The following is a 16547-nucleotide window of genomic DNA, read 5'->3' as shown; positions in this document are numbered from 1 at the left end:
GCTAGCCGAGCAGCTCGTGGTCGGCCGCGTACATCGCCGCCTGCGTGCGGTTGGCGGCGCCGGTTTTGATCAGGATGTTGCGCACGTGGTTCGCGGCGGTGTTGGTGCTGATGAAGAGGCGCTCGCCGATCGCGCGATTGCTCAACCCCTCGGCGAGCAGCCGCAGCACCTCCACCTCCCGTTCGGTCAGGCCGTCCGGACCCACCGGACCCGCGGCCAGCACTGAATCCGCCAGGTCGACGACGCGGGCCTGCCCGATCGCGGCGGCGATGGCGCGCGCCTCGTCGGCCAGCCGCCGGGCGTCGTCGGTGCGACCACTTGACGCGGCGAACAACGCGTGCCGGGCCAGCGTCTCACTGACATGCACCACCGAGCCCATCCGGCGGTCCATCTCGATTGCGGCGACGAAGTGCCGCTCGGCGGCGGCACCGTCTCCGCAGAGCGCCGCCATCCGGGCCAGGTATCGGTCGGCGCTGCCGAACAGCGCGACGAACTGGCCGGCCACCAAATTCTTTCCGGCATAACGCGAGACGAACGGACGCAGCGCGTGGACCGCTTCGCGATGCGAAAGCCCCAACGCCGCCTCGACCATGAACACCAGCTCCATCGGCCACTGCGCATCCTCGAGGCGGTCGCCGAGGTTGCGGTTGAGCAGTTGATTGAGCGCACGGTTCATCCCGCGTTCGCACTGCAACTCGGTGTACAGGGCAAGCAGCCCGGGCACCCAGCGGCCGGCGAACGTTTCACTGCCGTCGATGAAACCGCCGAACCTTTTCAGGTCGCCGGTTTCGCGGCGGATCATGAACATCTGGACCCCGTTCGAGCCCTCGGTGTCGTCGGTGCCGAACAAATCGCCTGTGCGCAAGGCGATGTCGGCCCATCGTTCGGCGCCGGTGAAGTCGCCGCGCAGGTAGGCCAACGCTTGTTCGATGCACGCGCCGACAAAGCCGAAGGCGGGCTGACCGCAGCTTTGGGCCGCGCGCCGCATGTCGGCGGTCGCGGCGGCCAGGCCGTCGGGCCGGCCGGCCAGGTAGCTGACCATGGCGTGGAAGTGTGACGCCGCACCCAGCGACTCGTAGTCGCGGCGCGATAGCGCCATGTGCGATACCTCGTCGGCACGCTCGGCCTGGATCTCGCTCATCTCCGGGGTGAGGCCCTGCCACAGGCTCGTCTTCAACGTGTGCAGCAGCACCGCCTCGTCGCCGACGGCCCGCGCGCGCTCGATCGCGTCGGCGCCGACCTCGCGGGCCCGCTCCGCCTCGCCGGCGAAGGCCAGCGCGCGCCCGAAACTGCCGAGCGCCTGCACATAGCGGGGGTCATCGGCTTGCAGCCCGCACGATTCCAGGGCCGACGCCAGCAGGTCGGCCGCCTTCGAAGTCGACTGGCCGGGGCGCCAATTCGCCTCCTCGTAGCCGACGGCAGCCTCCAGCCGCATCAGCGGGTCGTCCATCGCGCCGATGCGTTCGTAGATGGTCCGCGCCCGCACGAAGGAGCCGGCGCGCACGTGGTTGGCGGCCGCGTCGAGGTGCAGCCTGGCCCGCTCCGCGAGGCTGAGCTCGGGAAGCGAGGCGGCCCGCTCGAACCACTTGGCCGCGTCCTCGTAGGCCAGGCTGTGCTCGGCCATCCGGGCCGCCCGGCGCGCATACCGCAACGCCTGCTCGTGGTAGCCCAGCACGTGCGCCATCAGGAAGTGGTTGGCCAGACGGGGAACGAGCGACGGGTCGCCCCGTCCCTCGAGCGCCTCGGCCGCGCGCGCGTGCATGATCCGCAACCGCGATGCCGCCATCCCGCCGAGCACCGATTCCCGGGTCAGCGCGTGCACGAACGCGAACTCGTCGTCCGAGTCGTGCACCGCACGGACCAGCCCGACCGCCTCGGCCGAATCGATCGCCGCCAACGTCGCGGCGACCTCCGCCTCGCAGGTCGAGATGAGCGCCGGCAGGTCGAACGTCTGGCCCAGCACCGCCGCCTGCTCGATGACCGCCCGTACGCCGGCCCCCAGCCCGGCGAGGCGGCGGGCGATGGCGTCTCCGATGGACCCGGGGACCGTCTGCTGCGTGCCCAAAGTGGCTAGCCCGCCCCGGATTTCGAGATCATTGACCAATTCGGTGAGGAAGAACGGATTCCCGCCGGTCCGCTCGCGCAGCAGTGCGGCGGCCGTGCGCACCGACGCCGGGGCCAGCTGCTGGGTTCGTGCGACGAACTCGGCGATCGCCTCGGTGTCCAGGCCCGCCAGGTCCAGGCGTCGCACCCCGTCGAACCGGTGCAGCTCGGCCAGCCGGGTGGCCAGGTCGTCGGACCGGTCGGGTTCGGTCGTGCGGAACGTGACCACCACCAGCACGCGCACATCGGCGCAGCCGATCAGCACGTGCTCGAGCAGCGCGAGCGTGGGGAGCTGCGCCCAGTGCAGGTCGTCGAGGATCAGCGCGATCGGGCGATCGACGGCCAGACGCCGCAGGAAGCCGGTCAACGCGTCGAACAGGGCCTGCCGCGCCGACCCGACGTCCGGGGCCGGACCGTCGTCGGGCAAATGCCGAACGACTTCCGACGAAAGTCGTCGAAGCTGCGGCCCCGCGTCGCTCAACGGTTCCGCCATCGAACCCGGCGGACCGGCGATCAGCAGCCGGTCGAGCGCTTCGGCGAAGGGCGCGTAGGGCAGGTCCTCGTCGGCGGTCGAGCTTCCCACCAGCACCGCGACGCCGTGGTCGAATAGCGTTCCGGCCACCTCCGCGGCCAGTCGCGTCTTACCGGCACCGGGCTCGCCGCCGATGAAAACCGCCTGGCGATTGCCCCGCTCCACGCGCTCCCAGGCCTGCTCGAACACCGCGAGCTCCGCGTCGCGACCCACGAGCGGGCCCCGGCGGCGAGCGATCAGTTCGGCCGGGAGCGGGGGCGGCACCCACTGCGCCATGCAAACAAGGTAGCCGCGACGGTGTTGGTCGGTCGATAGTCAGATGTGACTATCGTGGAATGCCTCGGAAATGCTCGGTTGTGGTCATGACGCGCGGTTGACCGGCCTCGTAACGTCGGCGCATCAAGACCCGCGAGCAAACAATGAGGTGTGGGCCATGAGCCTCACAACCGCAACCGATGAACTACGCGCCAGGCTCGGCTCGCAGGTGATCCTGCCCGAAGACCCGCGGTACGAGGAGGCGCGGGCGGTTCACAACGGCATGATCGACAAGCGGCCGGCGGTGATCGCCCGCTGCGGCTCACCCGCCGACATCGCGACCGCCCTGGAATTCGCGCGGGACCGCAACTTCGTTGTCGCCGTCCGCGGGGGCGGTCACAACGGCCCCGGCTTCGGCACCGTGGACGGTGGACTGGTCATCGACCTGTCGCCGATGAACCGGATCGACGTGGACGCCGACAGCCGCACCGCCCGGGTCGAAGGCGGGGCGACGTGGGCGCAGGTGGACGGCGCGACGCACGCATACGGGTTGGCGGCGCCGTCGGGCATCATCTCGTCCACCGGAGTCGGGGGTTTGACCGTGGGCGGCGGCCACGGCTACCTGTCCCGCAAGTACGGCCTGACCATCGACAATCTGGTCGAGGCCGAGCTGGTGCTGGCCGACGGCCGCGTGGTGCGGGCGTCCGAATCCGAGCATCCAGACCTGTTCTGGGCGCTGCGCGGCGGCGGCGGAAACTTCGGCGTGGTCACGTCATTCACGTTCCGGCTGCATCCCGTGCACACCGTGATCTGCGGCCCCACGGCGTGGCCGGCATCGGCCACCGCCGACATCCTCTCGTGGTACCGGGATTTCATGCCTGCGCAGGACGAGGATCTCTACGGATTCTTCGCGGCCATGACCGTTCCGCCGGCGCCGCCGTTCCCTGAGGCGTTCCACCTGCAGAAGGCGTGCGCCGTGGTCTGGTGCTACACGGGCGATCCCGCCGGCGCCGAGGAGGCGTTCGCGCCGGTCCGGCAGATGGAACCGGCCTTCGACGGGCTGGGCGCCGCGCCGTTTCCGGCGCTACAGTCCACCTTCGACGGCCTGTATCCCAAAGGGCTGCAATGGTATTGGCGCGGAGACTTCTTCCGCACGGTGCCCGACGGCGCGGTTGCGGCCCACGCCCGCTTCGCCCAGGAGCTGCCGACCATGCATTCCACGATGCACCTGTACCCGATCGACGGCGCGGTCCATCAGGTCGGCCAATCCGAGACGGCGTGGGCGTACCGGGACGTCAACTTCTCCCAAGTGATCGCGGGGGTGGACCCGGACCCGGCGAACGCGGAGTTGTTGAAACGCTGGGCTGTTGACTACTGGGACGCCGTCCATCCGTACTCGGCCGGTGGTGCCTACGTGAACTTCATGATGGACGAGGGGCAGGAGCGGGTCCGGGCGACCTACGGCCCGAACTACCCGCGGCTTACCGAGGTCAAGGCGCAGTACGATCCCGGCAACGTGTTCCGGATCAACCAGAACATCCGGCCCGCGGGCTAAGTAGGCTACGGCGTTTTGAGGAAGACGTCGTTGAGTGTGACGGTGCGCAGGTTGCGCTCGCGGATGGTGTCGACGAGCTGCGGGTAGACGTGCGTCACGGGCAGGTGATTGAGGTGCCCGATGACGATGGCCTGCGGCGTGAAGTACTGATCGGCCATCTGCACGATGTACTCCTCGGTGATCAGCGTCGAATCCGACAGCGAACCCGACCATAGCGTCGGCACGGTATAGCCGAGGTCGGCGGCCACGGCGTCGACGACGGCGTTGCGCTTCGCGTACGGCGGCCGCCAGTACGGCTTCGCGCCGATGCCGAACGTCTTCTTCAGGAATTCGTCGTTGCGGCTGAGCTGTTGGGCGACTTGCTCTTTGGACAGCGTCGTGAGGTCCGGGTGTGACCAGGTGTGGTTGCCGAGTTGGATCTGGCCGCTGTCGACCAGGGGCCGCAGCATCTCCTTGTTCTCGGTCCAGGAGCCGTAGGTGCCGTTGACGAAGTAGGTCAGCCGCACGCCGGTGTCTTTGGCGAACTGGGTGTACGCGCGCACCACCTCGCTGTTGACGCCGTCGTCGACGGTCAGCGCGAGCAGATCACCCTCGCCGGGGATCTTCATCAGCGCGCCCCCACCGGGCAGCGGGATGCGGGCGCTCAGCGGCGGCGGCGGCAACAGGGCCGACGGGGCGGTCGGGCCAGAGGTCGCCACGCCGGAAGGCCCAGGCGCCTGGGCGAACGTTCGCGGCTGCGGGTCGACGACGAGCCGGGCCGCGCCCACTCCGGCGACGACGGACGCGGCGAGCGAACCGAGGAACTGACGGCGATTCATCGCGGGCAGGCGAAGGCCGGGCGCAATCGTAGGACGAGGTGATCCGGACCGGGCCCGGTGTTGGCTGCGCCGCTGCGCGCCTCGAGCCGACTCCCGGAGGGGTCGCCCGTCGTACACAAAATCGCCAGCCATCAGCAGCGAACCGTACCACTACCAGGAACAATATGTCGGTTGCGTTACGGGAGGGTCAGCTGTGAATTTCGCGATCAGTGTGATTCCGCGCCGCCGCGGTGGGGCAGCTGCACCGGCTCGGCGGCGGGTGTGCCCAGCGTCGAGGCCAGCCAGGGCAGCGCCGCCTCAAACGCCCCGGCGGCAAACGGCCAGTCATGCTTGCCCGGCTGACTGACCACGGCGCAGCTGATGCCGTTGGCGCTGGCCGCCGCGCACAACGCGTTGGCGGCGGCGTCCTGGCCCTCCGGATTGGCGGCCGGGTCCGTGCTGGGGGCGCTCGCGGTGGAGTTGGCCTCTTCTGCGACGTCGCGCGGCTCCGAGGATCCCGGGACGTCGAACCAGCCCGACAAACCGGTGTAACGACCATGCCGCGCGATCACGGTGAGGGGGTCGAATGCGGCCCAGGCGGTGCGGTCGCCGCCGAACAGCTTGGCGATCGTCTGATCCCTGGGGCCGACGTTCGGGCTGCGGTCGCCGGCGATGTCCAGGAATGCGCTGAACAGCTCCGGATGCATGACGGCCAGGTCAACCGCGCAGGTGCCGCCCATCGACCATCCGGCGACGCCCCAATTCGCCCGGTCGGCGCTGACGCCGAAGTTCGAGACCATGAACGGCACGATGTCCTTGGAGAGGTGATCGGCGGCGTTGCCCCGGCTGCCGTTGACGCACTCGGTGTCGTTGTCGAACGAACCGGTGGGATCGACGAACACCAGCACCGGGGAGAAGCCGTGATGCGCGGCGGCGAAGTTGTCGATGGCGGTGAAAGCGCCGCCCGGACCGAGCCAGTCGGCCGGGGTATTGAACGCCGAGCTGATCATCATGACCGCCGGCAGTCGGGGTGGCGGATTGCTGTTGAACCATGCGGGCGGCAAATAGACCAATTCTCGGCGGTGGCGAAAGTGGGAGGCGTTGTCGTCGATATCGACCGGCACCACCACGCCCTTGGTAGGCCTGGTCCCGGCGACCTGCATCTCGGTAACCCGCAGCCGGTCGATCTGGTCGGGCAACGGCACGGAGGTCAGTTGATTCCATGCGGCAAGCGCCGTCGGGAAGTAGCCCACCCAGCCGTTCAACGCCAGTCCAGCGCACAAGGCGCACAGCGGTACGGACAGCACGGCCACCCCGCGACGCCACCAGCGGACGCCCCGCCAGCCCACCAGGAAGATTGCGGCGGCCAGGCCGCTCATCGCGATCCACAGCCACAGCGTCGCCGGCGCCGGGTCCCCGGCCACGCCGAGCGACGTGATGTACCAGTACGCGAGCGCGGTTACCGCGACGGCCGCGATCAGGGCGACGGGCAGCACCCGCTTGAGCCAGCGCGGCGCGCGCCACTGGATCGCGATGACCAACACCAGCAGCGTCAGTCCCTGCACGGTCGGCGGAAACCAGCCGTGCAGCAGGGACAGTCGTCCGAAGAATTGGTCCAACGGTCGTTTGCCTTTGCTGAGTCGATCGCTGCGCGGGGCGGACCCGTGGTCTTTTCGAACGCGGGGGTCGAACAACTATCCCACACCAGCCCCATCCGTCCGCCTGCCAGCGTGGCGTGTGGGCGCGGTGATCTAGGTGGCCGTGACGCTGCTGAACGAGCGCAGCCGCAGGCTGTTTGCGACTACGAAAACGCTGGAAAATGCCATCGCGGCGCCCGCCAGCATCGGGTTGAGCATGCCGAGCGCGGCGAGCGGGATCGCGGCGATGTTGTAGCCGAACGCCCAGAACATGTTGGTTTCGATTGTCCTCAGCGTGCGCCGGGACAGCCGAATCGCATCGACGGCGGCGCGTAGGTCACCGCGCGTGACGGTGAGGTCGGCGGCTTCGATCGCGACGTCGGTGCCGGTGCCCATCGCCACCCCGAGATCGGCGGTCGCCAGAGCCGCGGCGTCGTTGACGCCGTCACCGACCATCGCGACGACCTTCCCCTCGGACTGCAGCCGCCGGATGGCGGCGACCTTGTCGGCCGGCGTCGTCTCGGCGATCACTTGCGTGATGCCGACCTGGTCGGCGATCCGATCCGCGACGGTCCGGTTGTCGCCGGTCAGCAGGATCGGCGTCAGGCCCAGCCGCTTGAACTGCCGGACCGCTTCGGCGCTGGTCGGTTTGACGGTGTCGGCGAGCACCAGGATCCCGCGGGCGCGGCCGTCCCAGCCGACGGCGACCGCGGTCTTGCCCTCGCCCTCGGCACGGGCCTTGCCCGCCGACAGCGCCGCATCCAGCGGCTGACCCCCGTCGGCCAGCAGGCTCGCCCGCCCGATGACGACGGTGTGGCCGTCAACGTCTCCTCGCACGCCGATGCCTTCGAGGCCGACGAAGCGCGCGGCGGCGGGCAGGGCACCGAGCTCGGCTCTGGCGGCCCACGCGATGGCCCGCCCGATGGGATGTTCGGACGCATCCTCGAGCGCACCGGCGTAGCGCAGCAGCGTTTGGCGGTCGGTCCCCGGCCCGATGATCACGTCGACGAGAGTCATCTTCCCGGTGGTGACGGTGCCGGTTTTGTCGAGCACGATCGTGTCGACGTTGCGCGTGGACTCCAGAACTTGGGGGCCCTTGATCAGCACGCCGAGCTGAGCCGCGCGCCCGGTGCCGACCAGCAGGGCCGTCGGGGTCGCCAGCCCCAGCGCGCACGGGCAGGCGATGATCAGCACCGCGACGGCCGCGGTCAGGGCCGTGGTGAGCGGGAAGCCCAGCGCGACCCACCCGCCGAGCGTCGCCAGGGCGATGCCGATCACCACGGGGACGAAGACGCCGGAGACGCGGTCGGCGAGCCGCTGCACCTCGGCCTTGCCCGATTGGGCCTCCTCGACCAGCTTGGCCATGTGCGCGAGCTGGGTGTCGCCGCCGACCCGGACGGCGCGCACGACGAGGCGCCCGCCGACGTTGACGGTCGCGCCGGTGACGGTGTCGCCCTCGCCGACCTCGACGGGGACGGATTCGCCGGTGAGCATCGAGGCGTCCACGGCCGAGGAACCCGAGACCACGATGCCGTCGGTGGCCACCTTCTCCCCGGGCCGCACCACGAACTGGTCGCCGACCGCGAGGCAGTCCACCGGGATGCGCGTCTCGGCGCCGTCCCGCAACACCGCGACATCCTTGGCCCCGAGCTCCAGCAGGGCGCGCAGGGCGGCGCCCGCGGTCCGCTTGGAGCGCTTCTCGAAGTACCGCCCGGCCAGTACGAACAGGGTGACGCCCGTGGCGACTTCGAGGTAGATGTTGCCCGCGCCGTCGGAGGGCCGGACGGTCAGCTGGAAGCCGTCGTGCATCCCCGGTTGTCCGGCCGTCCCCAAGAACAGCGCGTACAGCGACCAGAGGAACGCCGCCAGCGTGCCGATCGAGACGAGCGTGTCCATGGTCGCGGCGCCGCGTTTGAGGTTGGCCCAGGCCGCGGCGTGGAAGGGCCGGCCGCCCCATACGACGACCGGCGCGGCCAGGACAAGCGATGCCCACTGCCAATAGCGGAACTGCAACGCGGGAATCATCGCCATGGCGATCACCGGGCCGGCGAGCGCGGCCGTGGTGATCAGCCGGGTGCGCAGCGCGCTCAGCTCGGGATCGTCGGCCGGAACGGAACTTTCCCGCGGCAGCGCGGCGGTGTAACCGGCCTGTTCGACGGCCGCGATCAGCAAGCGCGGGTCGTATCCCGAGGGGACCGTGAGGGCGGCCTTTTCCGTGGCGTAGTTGACGGTGGCGACCACGCCGTCGAGCCGGTTGAGCTTCTTCTCGATCCGGGCGGCGCAGGACGCGCACGTCATTCCCGCGATCGTCAGCTCGATCTGGCTCACCGGCGCCGCGCTCATGCCACCAGGACGGCCTCGTAGCCGGCCTCGTCCACCGCGCCGAGGACCGCGGCCGCGTCGACGGGAACAGAACTCGTGACCACCAGCCTGCCCGTGTCCGCGCTGACCTCCACGCGCTCCACACCCGGGAGGCGGCCGACCTCATCCTTGACGGCCGCCTCGCAGTGGCCACAGCTCATCCCGTCGACCCGGTATTCGCTCGTGGTCATGACCTTCCTTCCGATGCACGTCGGGCGTTGCCTCGTCATGTGCGTGGGCCGCACCCGGGCAACACGATTCTGCCGGATCCCGTGACCCGCGGTCAGGGCTGGGACAACAACAGCACGACCCGGCCCGTAGAAGGTGACGCGGGGAACGCGGCCTCATCGAAGCCGTAGTACTTCCGCTGATCGGACGTGACGGCATCGATCACCTTGCCGGTGGCCGTGAGCTGGCCGTCGTGAACGCGCGACATCATCCCCTTGAAGTCCGGGACAGCCATCGAGTCGGCCAGCACCAGCGCCTCGCCGCCGCCTGGCAGCGCCACCAGCACACCGGCTCCCGCGTAGTTGTTCGCGCCGCGACCCGAGCCCCGCGGAGCCCAGTAGACGGGCTTCGAGGCCACGGTGCCTTTCACGCGGCGATATTCGCCGGGATGTTCCGAGTCGGCGGCGGTGACGACCGGGAGGGCCGCGATCGTCCGCTGTTCCTTCAGCCACAGCACGCCCAACGGGATGCACACGACGGCGTACATCAAGGTCACCAAAACCAGCACCGGCTTCCAGGCGATTTCCCACCCGAGTCGACGCTGCGACATCTCCAAGCCATGCAGTTGCGTGTCGAGCTGGCGACGGCCGAATCGAAAGACATACCAAGCCAATACGCGCGCCAGCGCCACCCGCGATGACAACCAGGCCGACGATGCCGCACGCTCGCCAGTAGAACGTGCTGTCGCCCTGGTTGACGGTGGCCGCCCACATCACGGCGGGGATCGGAGCGGTGATCAGTAAGAGAAGCGCGTACGACGGGTGACTGGTCAGGTACGGGTAGGTCACGCGCCAGGCGGGGTTGCCGCCGTAGACGGTCACCGGCCCGATATCCGCGTGCACCGTCGGCGTCCAACTGCCCTGCACGATCCGGGGCTTGACGAGGGAGCGGACGAAGAAGTACCCGAAAATGAGCGAGACCACGAGCGCTCCCCAGAACGTCGCGTCGAGCCGTTCGCCGGTGCCGGGCACGCCCAGTGCGCCGTGGATGTCGATGACCTTGCCGAAGAAGAACGTCAACGGCATCACGAAGAAAAACTCAGTCAGCCATGTCTGGATTAGCTGAGGTATACGCGAGCCTAGCCGTTCGAAGGCAAGCACACGTTGCCAGAGGAAGCGCAATACGCCCATGACCGGCGACCATATCGATCACAGCCGATAGCGGCAATGGTTTCGCGTCGCGAGGAGACGCGGTTTGCTTGTCCCGACCGGCTCAGACGTAGCCCACGCCGATATCGACCGAAAGCTGGGTCGCCGTGACCAACCGGGACTGGTCGGAAACAAGCCAGGCCACGGCGTCGGCGATGTCCTCCGGTTGGGCGATCCCCTCGGGCAGCAGCGGCTTGTGCAGGCCCCGCAAGTGCGGGTAGGTATCGGCGGCGGCTTGCAGCGCCTCGCGCATGCGGCCGGTACCCATCGGTGTCGACACCGCTCCGGGGTTCAGGCTGTTGACGCGGATGTTGTGCCGGCCGAGCTCGGCGGCGAATGCGCGGGCCATCCCGACGACCGCGTGCTTGCTCGCCGTGTAGTGGATCATGAACGACTGCATGTTGATGCCGGCGGCCGAGCCGATGAGGATGATCGACCCTCCCCGCCCGCCGTCGATGATGTGCTGAGCGCCGGCCATCACCGTGTTCCAGGTGCCGGTCACGTTCGTGTCGATGGTGTCGCGGAACGCTTCCGCGGTGATCTGATCCCACGGGGCGGGACTGCAGATCCCGGCGTTGGCGACGATGATGTCGAGGCGGCCCAGTTCGGCCACCGCCGCGTCGACCGCACGCTTGAGTGCCTCGAGGTCACGGATGTCGACGGCCGCGGTGACGACCCGTTGGTCGTTGGCGCTCACCAGTCGTGCAGTCTCGGCCAGATCCTCGGTGTCGGCGAGTCATACGGAACGCTCGGCGGCAGCGGCCCGGCGATGTCAACCGCGATGATGTCGGCGCCCTCGGCGGCCAGGCGCACGGCGTGCGCCCGGCCCTGCCCCCGCGCCGCACCGGTGATCAGGGCCACCTTTCCCGAAATGGATTGCCTCATTGCTACTTTCGGCTCCTCCCGACGCGGGCTCCCGCCGCGGCCACCCGCGGCGGGAAGTCTGCTGTTCTGAGTTCGACTCGGCGAGCGTAGCGTCGACCTGACGCTGCCGGACAGCCGAAAGGAAAGATCATGACCGTCACCGTTGTCGACGCGGGCCCGCGGCAGGTAAGCCGGTCGGTCGAAGTGGCCGCGCCGGCCGCCGAACTGTACGCGATGGCCGCCGATCCCCGACGACACAGCGAACTGGATGGGTCGGGCACCGTGCGGGACAACATCAGCGTTCCCGCGGAACTGACTGTGGGGTCGAAGTTTTCGACCAAGATGAAGATGTATGGCCTGCCGTACCGCATCACCAGCACGGTGACGGCCCTGAAACCGAACGAACTGGTCGAATGGCGTCACCCGGTGGGGCACCGCTGGCGGTGGCAATTCGAGGCGCTCTCGCCGACCCGGACCCGGGTCACGGAGACGTTCGATTATCGCGACGCCGGTGAGGTCAAGAACGCGTTGAAGTACTACGAGCGGATCGGGGCGTGCAAAGGCAACGCCGCCGGAATCGAAGCGACGCTGGCCCAGTTGCGCGATCGTTACGCCGCGCGCTAACCGGGTTTCCGACGCGTCACCCCATGCCGAGGCGTCGCAGGTGTTCGATCATGGTGTCGACCGCGGCCTCCAGAGGCGCGGTGTCGCGACGGACCTGGCTGAGCAGTAACCCGCCCTGGATGCCGGCGAGCATCGCCAGCGCGACGCGCTCGATGTCCGTTCCGTCGGCCAACTCGCCGCGCGCGGCAATCGCTAGCAGGCTGTCGTGGATCATGTTCTCCCACTGAGCAAATGATCGCGCAAGCTGCGCTCGCGCGATCGGATCCGACTCCGACAGCTCGTTGGCCATCGAGCCGATCGGGCAGCCGCCCGCGCAGCCCATGTCGCGCACCAGGTTCACCATGATGCCGCGCCAGCGGTACAAGTCCTCGAGGCTGTCGATACGGTCGAGACCCAGGTGCTGCACGCCGAGCACACGGTCGGTCTGAAAGTCGATGACGGCGGCGACGAGATCGCTCTTGTCGGCGAAGTAGTGATACATCTGCGAGGTGCTGATGGCCGCGGCCTCCTGAATGTCTTCGATGGTTGTCCGCGCGACGCCGCGCTGCAGCATCAATTCGGAAGCGGCGGCCACGATGCGCTCGCGGGTTGCGCGGCCCTTCGCGGTCAGCTTCTCGTAGGGGACCGGAGCCATAAGCTTCCTTCCGTGGAGGAACCCCCACAAACTACTCTTTTTGGAGTTGACACTCCATTTTCGGTTGAGCAGGCTGAACGTCATCGTCTACTAATCGATGCCGGAAGCCGTTGTGCGCCAAGCCGGCACGCATGTGAAGGGCAATGAACTCATGACCAGCACCGCCGACACCAACGAGACCACGATCGCGTACCGGGTCGCGCAATTCCAGCAGGGCATGGCAAGCCAGTTGCCTGAGGACGTCGTCAGCACCTTCAGCGCCGAGCAGGAGCAGCTACGGGCCGGCGGTATACCGGTCGGCGTCGCCGCCCCCGGCGACGCAATGCCCGATGCCCAGCTGCTGGATGCGCGCGGAGTGCCCACCACCCTTGCCCAGAGTGTCGGGGGACGCAGTGCGGTGGTCGTGCTGTACCGCGGTGCGTGGTGCCCGTACTGCAACCTGACGCTGCGCGCGTATCAGGAGCAACTGGTCCCGCAGCTGGCGCGGCGCGACGTCGAGCTGGTGGCGATCAGCCCGCAAAAGCCCGACGGTTCACTGTCGACGCAGGAGATCAACGAGTTGAGTTTCACCGTGTTGTCCGATCCCGGCAATCAGGTCGCGGCCGGGTTGGGCGTACTCACCGCACCCAGCGAAGGGGCCAGGGCCGCCCAACGCAACCTGGGCCTCGAGCTGGCCGAAGTCAACGCCGATGGAACGCTCGGACTGCCAATGCCGACCGTGGCCATCGTCGACCACGCCGGGACCATTCGCTGGATCGACATCCACCCCGACTACACCACCCGCACCGAGGTCGCGGACATCGTCGCTGCCCTGAGCAGCCTCGAGTGAACCCAGGGCTTCGCGAATTCGTCCTCATCTTGTGGACGAAAACCCCGTCGTAACGCGCGCCAGCTCAAACCCGTTGGCGCAGCCGCTGACCCGGTCGGGACAGCTCATCGGCCGCTACGGCCTCGTCATCGTTCTGGCCTGGATCGGGTTCGGGAAGTACGTGAAGATGGAATCCCGCGTGCTCATCGAGCACAGCCCGCTGATGAGCTGGATCTACCAGGTTTTCAGTGTTGCCACCGTCGCGCGCGGGCTGGGGACGATGGAAATCGTTGCCGCCCTTCTCATCGCGGTTCGGCCGGTGTGGCCGCGGGCATCGGCGGCCGGCAGCGCGCTGGCGGTGGTGCTGTTCCTGGGAACGCTGAGCTTCCTCTTCACCACACCGGGGGTGGTCGCGACGCATGCCGGTGGTCTTCCGGTGTTGTCGGCCCTGCCCGGCCAGTTCCTGCTGAAGGATCTGGTGCTGATCGGCGTCGCGGTGTGGAGCCTGGGCGACGCGCTGTCGGCGGGCAGGTCACACGTTGGGCAGAACTTCGTCGGCCATTAGGTGCAGGCTGGACCAGCCCGCGTCGATCGGAAGGCCGCCGATGAGCGGGTTGATCACGACTTCCCTTCGGCCACCGTGGATCTGATCGATCAACTGTTCCGGAGTCAGGATCTCGACATGGTTGAGGCGGCGCAGGTCCCGGATCGAGGCCGGTGCGGTTTCGTTGGGCCGCGGTACGCCGGCGCGCTTCCAAGCGCTGTACTCGACCGCCTCCGCCAGGATGAAGTCGCCGTAGCGCGACCACGCTTCGTCGGGATCGGCGTGCAGCAGGGTGACGGTGCTTCCGTTCTCGGGGTGGTAGACGAAACCCTCGTTCCCGCGGTCGCGCAACTCCTGCGTATACACCGCTTCGACCTCTGGCATGGCCATCGGCGGTGAGAACGGAAGCCCGAGGCGGGCCGCGCGCCGGGCCGCGGCGGCGGTCATACCGCCGACGAAAAGGATCGGATGCGGACGGGTAAACGGTTTCGGGGTGACGTTGATGACCGCGCCGTCGTATTCGAACGGCCGATCGCTCCATGCCTTGAGCAGCACCGCCAGGCAGTGGTCCATCAGGGTCGCCCGCCTGGACCAGTCCTTGCCGGCGGCCCGGTACTCCTCGGGCCGGTAACCCATGCCGGCGACGAAACTGAAGCGGCCCTGGGTGAGGTTGTCCAGCACGGCGACGTCCTCGGCCAGCCGAATCGGATCGTAGAGCGGGACGATCAACGCGTTGATGCTGATCCGTACGCTGCGTGTGCGCCCCGCCACCGCGGCGGCCAGGATCAACGGCGACGGAAGCCAACTCGTGGCCGCCAGGTGATGTTCTTCTGCGCTGACGGCGGTGAAGCCGCGGTGATCGGCGAACTCCGCCATGTCCAGCGCAGCCCGGTAGCGATCCGCCTGGCGCGCTGTGGGATCGGCGACATTGGTCATGTTGAGCCGCAGGGCGGTGAGTAACGTCATCGCTGTGCGCCGGCCGGGCGCGCGAAGAGCGTTCCGCTGATCAGGTCTTTGGCCGAATCCAGTGCGGCCGCGTACGCGTCCGGAGTCAGAGTGGCGGCCCGCTCCGTGAGACCCCGCGCCAGTGCGTGAATCGCATCGGCCGCCGCGTCCGGGCGGATGTCTGGAGGCAGCGCACCCTGCGCCCGGGCCTCGGTGAGGATCTCAGTGACGGTGTCGCGCAACGCTTTCAGCCCCGCGTACCTTGGCCGGCCGCTGGCCGGATGCTCGTTGCTTTCACTGCGAATCGCCCGATCGAAGGCGGCCAAATAGGGGTACTCGCGCATCAACCTGCTCGACTCGTCCAACACCGCCTTCAGGCGATCGACCGCCCCGTCGGCCCGGGCGGCGGCGGCCCGCAGCCGGGGTGACGCGATGTCCTCCATTTCGGTAACGGACGCTTCCAGCAACTCGGTCTTGTTCGGAAAGTAGTGGTACAGGCTGCCGCTGGTCATGTCGGCGGCCCGGGCGATCTCGCGAATCGTGGTGCGGGAGTAGCCCATCTCGGCCACACACCGCATCGCCGCGGTGATGATCCGCGCGCGGGTCTGCTCCCCGTCTGCGCCTACCGGGCGGCCCAATTGCGACGGCGCGACGCTCATGCCGCGCGGAACCCGTCGCAGGTCCGTCCATCACACACTGCGCACCTCCGCGCGGAAGCCAAAACTAATCGATCACTCGATTATATTCGACCATGCCGGGCACTCGGAGCCGGCGGACAGGACGCGCGAGTGGGGAGAGCACGGTGACGCGGGCGCAGCGTGGACGCCCGGTCGGCGCCAGCGGCGAGGAGACCCGCCGGCGGATCGTCGCCGCCACCATGCGCTGTGTGGCCACCGCGGGGTACTCACGGGCCACCATCCGTGAGATCGCCCGCACCGCGAACGTCACCAGCGCCAGCCTGTACAACTACTTTCCGAACAAGGCCGAGTTGATCAAGGCCGCGATCGCGGCACGCACCGATGTCGCATTGCCTCGACTGCGGGCGGCCGCCGCGGGCGCCGGGACCGCCATCGATCGCATCGAGGCGGTGCTCGACGAATCGGGCCGGCTCATGCGCGAGTATCCGGATCTCGCCGCCTTCGAGTGGGTGATCCGCGCCGAGGGCGTGGCCGACGGCGATGCGCGGCTCGCGGGTGGCGCGCGGTTTCAGGCATTCCGGGAGATCATCGAAGGCGTCGTCGACGACGCCTACCGGCAAGGCGAACTCGCGCACCGGCCGGATCGGGACAGCATCGTCGAAGCCGTCTACGCGCTCATCTACGGGTTGACCGAGCTGGGGGCCACGTCGCCGGCGCGGGGCTACCACGCCGCGCTGGACTCCGCCAAGAAAATGGTCAGGGGGACGCTGTTCGTCGCGGGTGAGCCGGGATCGCCCCAGGCAGGGGACACGACCGACCGACGCCGCCCTTGATACGATCAAGCGATTGATTATATAGTCGGGGCCACGAGAGG

At 68.6% G+C, this 16547-nt stretch carries 15 protein-coding genes and 1 pseudogene; 6 read left to right on the top strand and 10 right to left on the bottom strand.

Going from position 1 to position 16547, the window contains the following annotated elements; genetic code table 11:
• Position 1: 1 nt before the first annotated feature.
• Complete coding sequence (locus tag H7J89_RS25635) at positions 2-2911, bottom strand: helix-turn-helix transcriptional regulator (RefSeq protein ID WP_276041886.1); 2910 nt, start codon at positions 2909-2911, stop codon at positions 2-4.
• A 157-nt stretch (positions 2912-3068) separates the two neighbouring features.
• On the opposite strand from H7J89_RS25635, the gene H7J89_RS08820 reads away from it, so the two are divergent.
• Complete coding sequence (locus H7J89_RS08820) at positions 3069-4445, top strand: FAD-binding oxidoreductase (protein ID WP_264041941.1); 1377 nt, start codon at positions 3069-3071, stop codon at positions 4443-4445.
• A 5-nt stretch (positions 4446-4450) separates the two neighbouring features.
• On the opposite strand, the gene H7J89_RS08815 is transcribed toward H7J89_RS08820, so the two are convergent.
• From H7J89_RS08815 to H7J89_RS08795, 5 genes are all read right to left on the bottom strand, one after another.
• The gene (locus H7J89_RS08815; RefSeq protein ID WP_264041939.1) at positions 4451-5263 is read right to left on the bottom strand and encodes a polysaccharide deacetylase family protein; all 813 of its coding nucleotides are present in this window, start codon (positions 5261-5263) and stop codon (positions 4451-4453) included.
• 206 nt (positions 5264-5469) lie between these two features.
• A complete protein-coding gene (locus tag H7J89_RS08810) occupies positions 5470-6861 on the bottom strand; it encodes an alpha/beta hydrolase (protein ID WP_264041937.1) in 1392 nt (463 codons plus the stop codon).
• Positions 6862-6993: 132 nt separating this feature from the next.
• Positions 6994-9222, bottom strand: coding sequence for a heavy metal translocating P-type ATPase (locus H7J89_RS08805; RefSeq protein ID WP_264041936.1), 2229 nt, complete (start codon positions 9220-9222; stop codon positions 6994-6996).
• A complete protein-coding gene (locus H7J89_RS08800; RefSeq protein ID WP_264041933.1) occupies positions 9219-9431 on the bottom strand; it encodes a heavy-metal-associated domain-containing protein in 213 nt (70 codons plus the stop codon). Before H7J89_RS08800 ends, H7J89_RS08805 begins: the two co-directional genes overlap by 4 nt.
• 92 nt (positions 9432-9523) lie before the next feature.
• Positions 9524-10111 (bottom strand): hypothetical protein, encoded by a 588-nt coding sequence (locus H7J89_RS08795; RefSeq protein ID WP_264041931.1) that lies wholly within the window; start codon positions 10109-10111, stop codon positions 9524-9526.
• 266 nt (positions 10112-10377) lie between these two features.
• Between H7J89_RS08795 and H7J89_RS08790 the strand changes: the two genes are divergently transcribed.
• Positions 10378-10533: a hypothetical protein gene (locus H7J89_RS08790; RefSeq protein WP_264041930.1), complete on the top strand. Its 156-nt coding sequence runs from the start codon at positions 10378-10380 to the stop codon at positions 10531-10533.
• Between the two features lie 147 nt (positions 10534-10680).
• Here H7J89_RS08790 and H7J89_RS08785 read toward each other — a convergent pair.
• Positions 10681-11501, bottom strand: a pseudogene (locus tag H7J89_RS08785) (mycofactocin-coupled SDR family oxidoreductase).
• A gap of 129 nt (positions 11502-11630) precedes the next feature.
• Here H7J89_RS08785 and H7J89_RS08780 point away from each other — a divergent pair.
• The gene (locus H7J89_RS08780; protein WP_264041928.1) at positions 11631-12104 is read left to right on the top strand and encodes an SRPBCC family protein; all 474 of its coding nucleotides are present in this window, start codon (positions 11631-11633) and stop codon (positions 12102-12104) included.
• Between the two features lie 16 nt (positions 12105-12120).
• Here H7J89_RS08780 and H7J89_RS08775 read toward each other — a convergent pair whose 3' ends face one another.
• The gene (locus tag H7J89_RS08775) at positions 12121-12822 is read right to left on the bottom strand and encodes a TetR/AcrR family transcriptional regulator (RefSeq protein WP_264041926.1); all 702 of its coding nucleotides are present in this window, start codon (positions 12820-12822) and stop codon (positions 12121-12123) included.
• 67 nt (positions 12823-12889) lie between these two features.
• On the opposite strand from H7J89_RS08775, the gene H7J89_RS08770 reads away from it, so the two are divergent.
• Both H7J89_RS08770 and H7J89_RS08765 read left to right on the top strand, forming a co-directional pair.
• Complete coding sequence (locus H7J89_RS08770) at positions 12890-13567, top strand: peroxiredoxin-like family protein (RefSeq protein ID WP_264041924.1); 678 nt, start codon at positions 12890-12892, stop codon at positions 13565-13567.
• A gap of 31 nt (positions 13568-13598) precedes the next feature.
• Positions 13599-14111 (top strand): YkgB family protein, encoded by a 513-nt coding sequence (locus H7J89_RS08765; RefSeq protein ID WP_264041922.1) that lies wholly within the window; start codon positions 13599-13601, stop codon positions 14109-14111.
• On the opposite strand, the gene H7J89_RS08760 is transcribed toward H7J89_RS08765, so the two are convergent.
• Together H7J89_RS08760 and H7J89_RS08755 are read right to left on the bottom strand one after the other, a co-directional pair.
• Positions 14079-15056 carry an LLM class flavin-dependent oxidoreductase gene (locus H7J89_RS08760; RefSeq protein WP_264041920.1) on the bottom strand — a complete coding sequence of 326 codons (978 nt, stop codon included), beginning with the start codon at positions 15054-15056 and terminating at the stop codon, positions 14079-14081. The genes H7J89_RS08765 and H7J89_RS08760 overlap by 33 nt on opposite strands.
• Positions 15053-15694, bottom strand: a complete 642-nt coding sequence (locus tag H7J89_RS08755) for a TetR family transcriptional regulator (protein WP_264041918.1) — start codon at positions 15692-15694, stop codon at positions 15053-15055. Before H7J89_RS08755 ends, H7J89_RS08760 begins: the two co-directional genes overlap by 4 nt.
• A 143-nt stretch (positions 15695-15837) precedes the next feature.
• Between H7J89_RS08755 and H7J89_RS08750 the strand changes: the two genes are divergently transcribed.
• Positions 15838-16506, top strand: coding sequence for a TetR/AcrR family transcriptional regulator (locus tag H7J89_RS08750; RefSeq protein WP_264041916.1), 669 nt, complete (start codon positions 15838-15840; stop codon positions 16504-16506).
• The last annotated feature ends 41 nt before the right edge of the window (positions 16507-16547 follow it).

This window comes from Mycobacterium paraffinicum (assembly GCF_025822865.1).
Classification (GTDB): domain Bacteria; phylum Actinomycetota; class Actinomycetes; order Mycobacteriales; family Mycobacteriaceae; genus Mycobacterium; species Mycobacterium paraffinicum.
The sequence above is the reverse complement of the archived record's forward strand: the minus strand, read 5'-3'. Positions and strand labels throughout refer to the sequence as shown.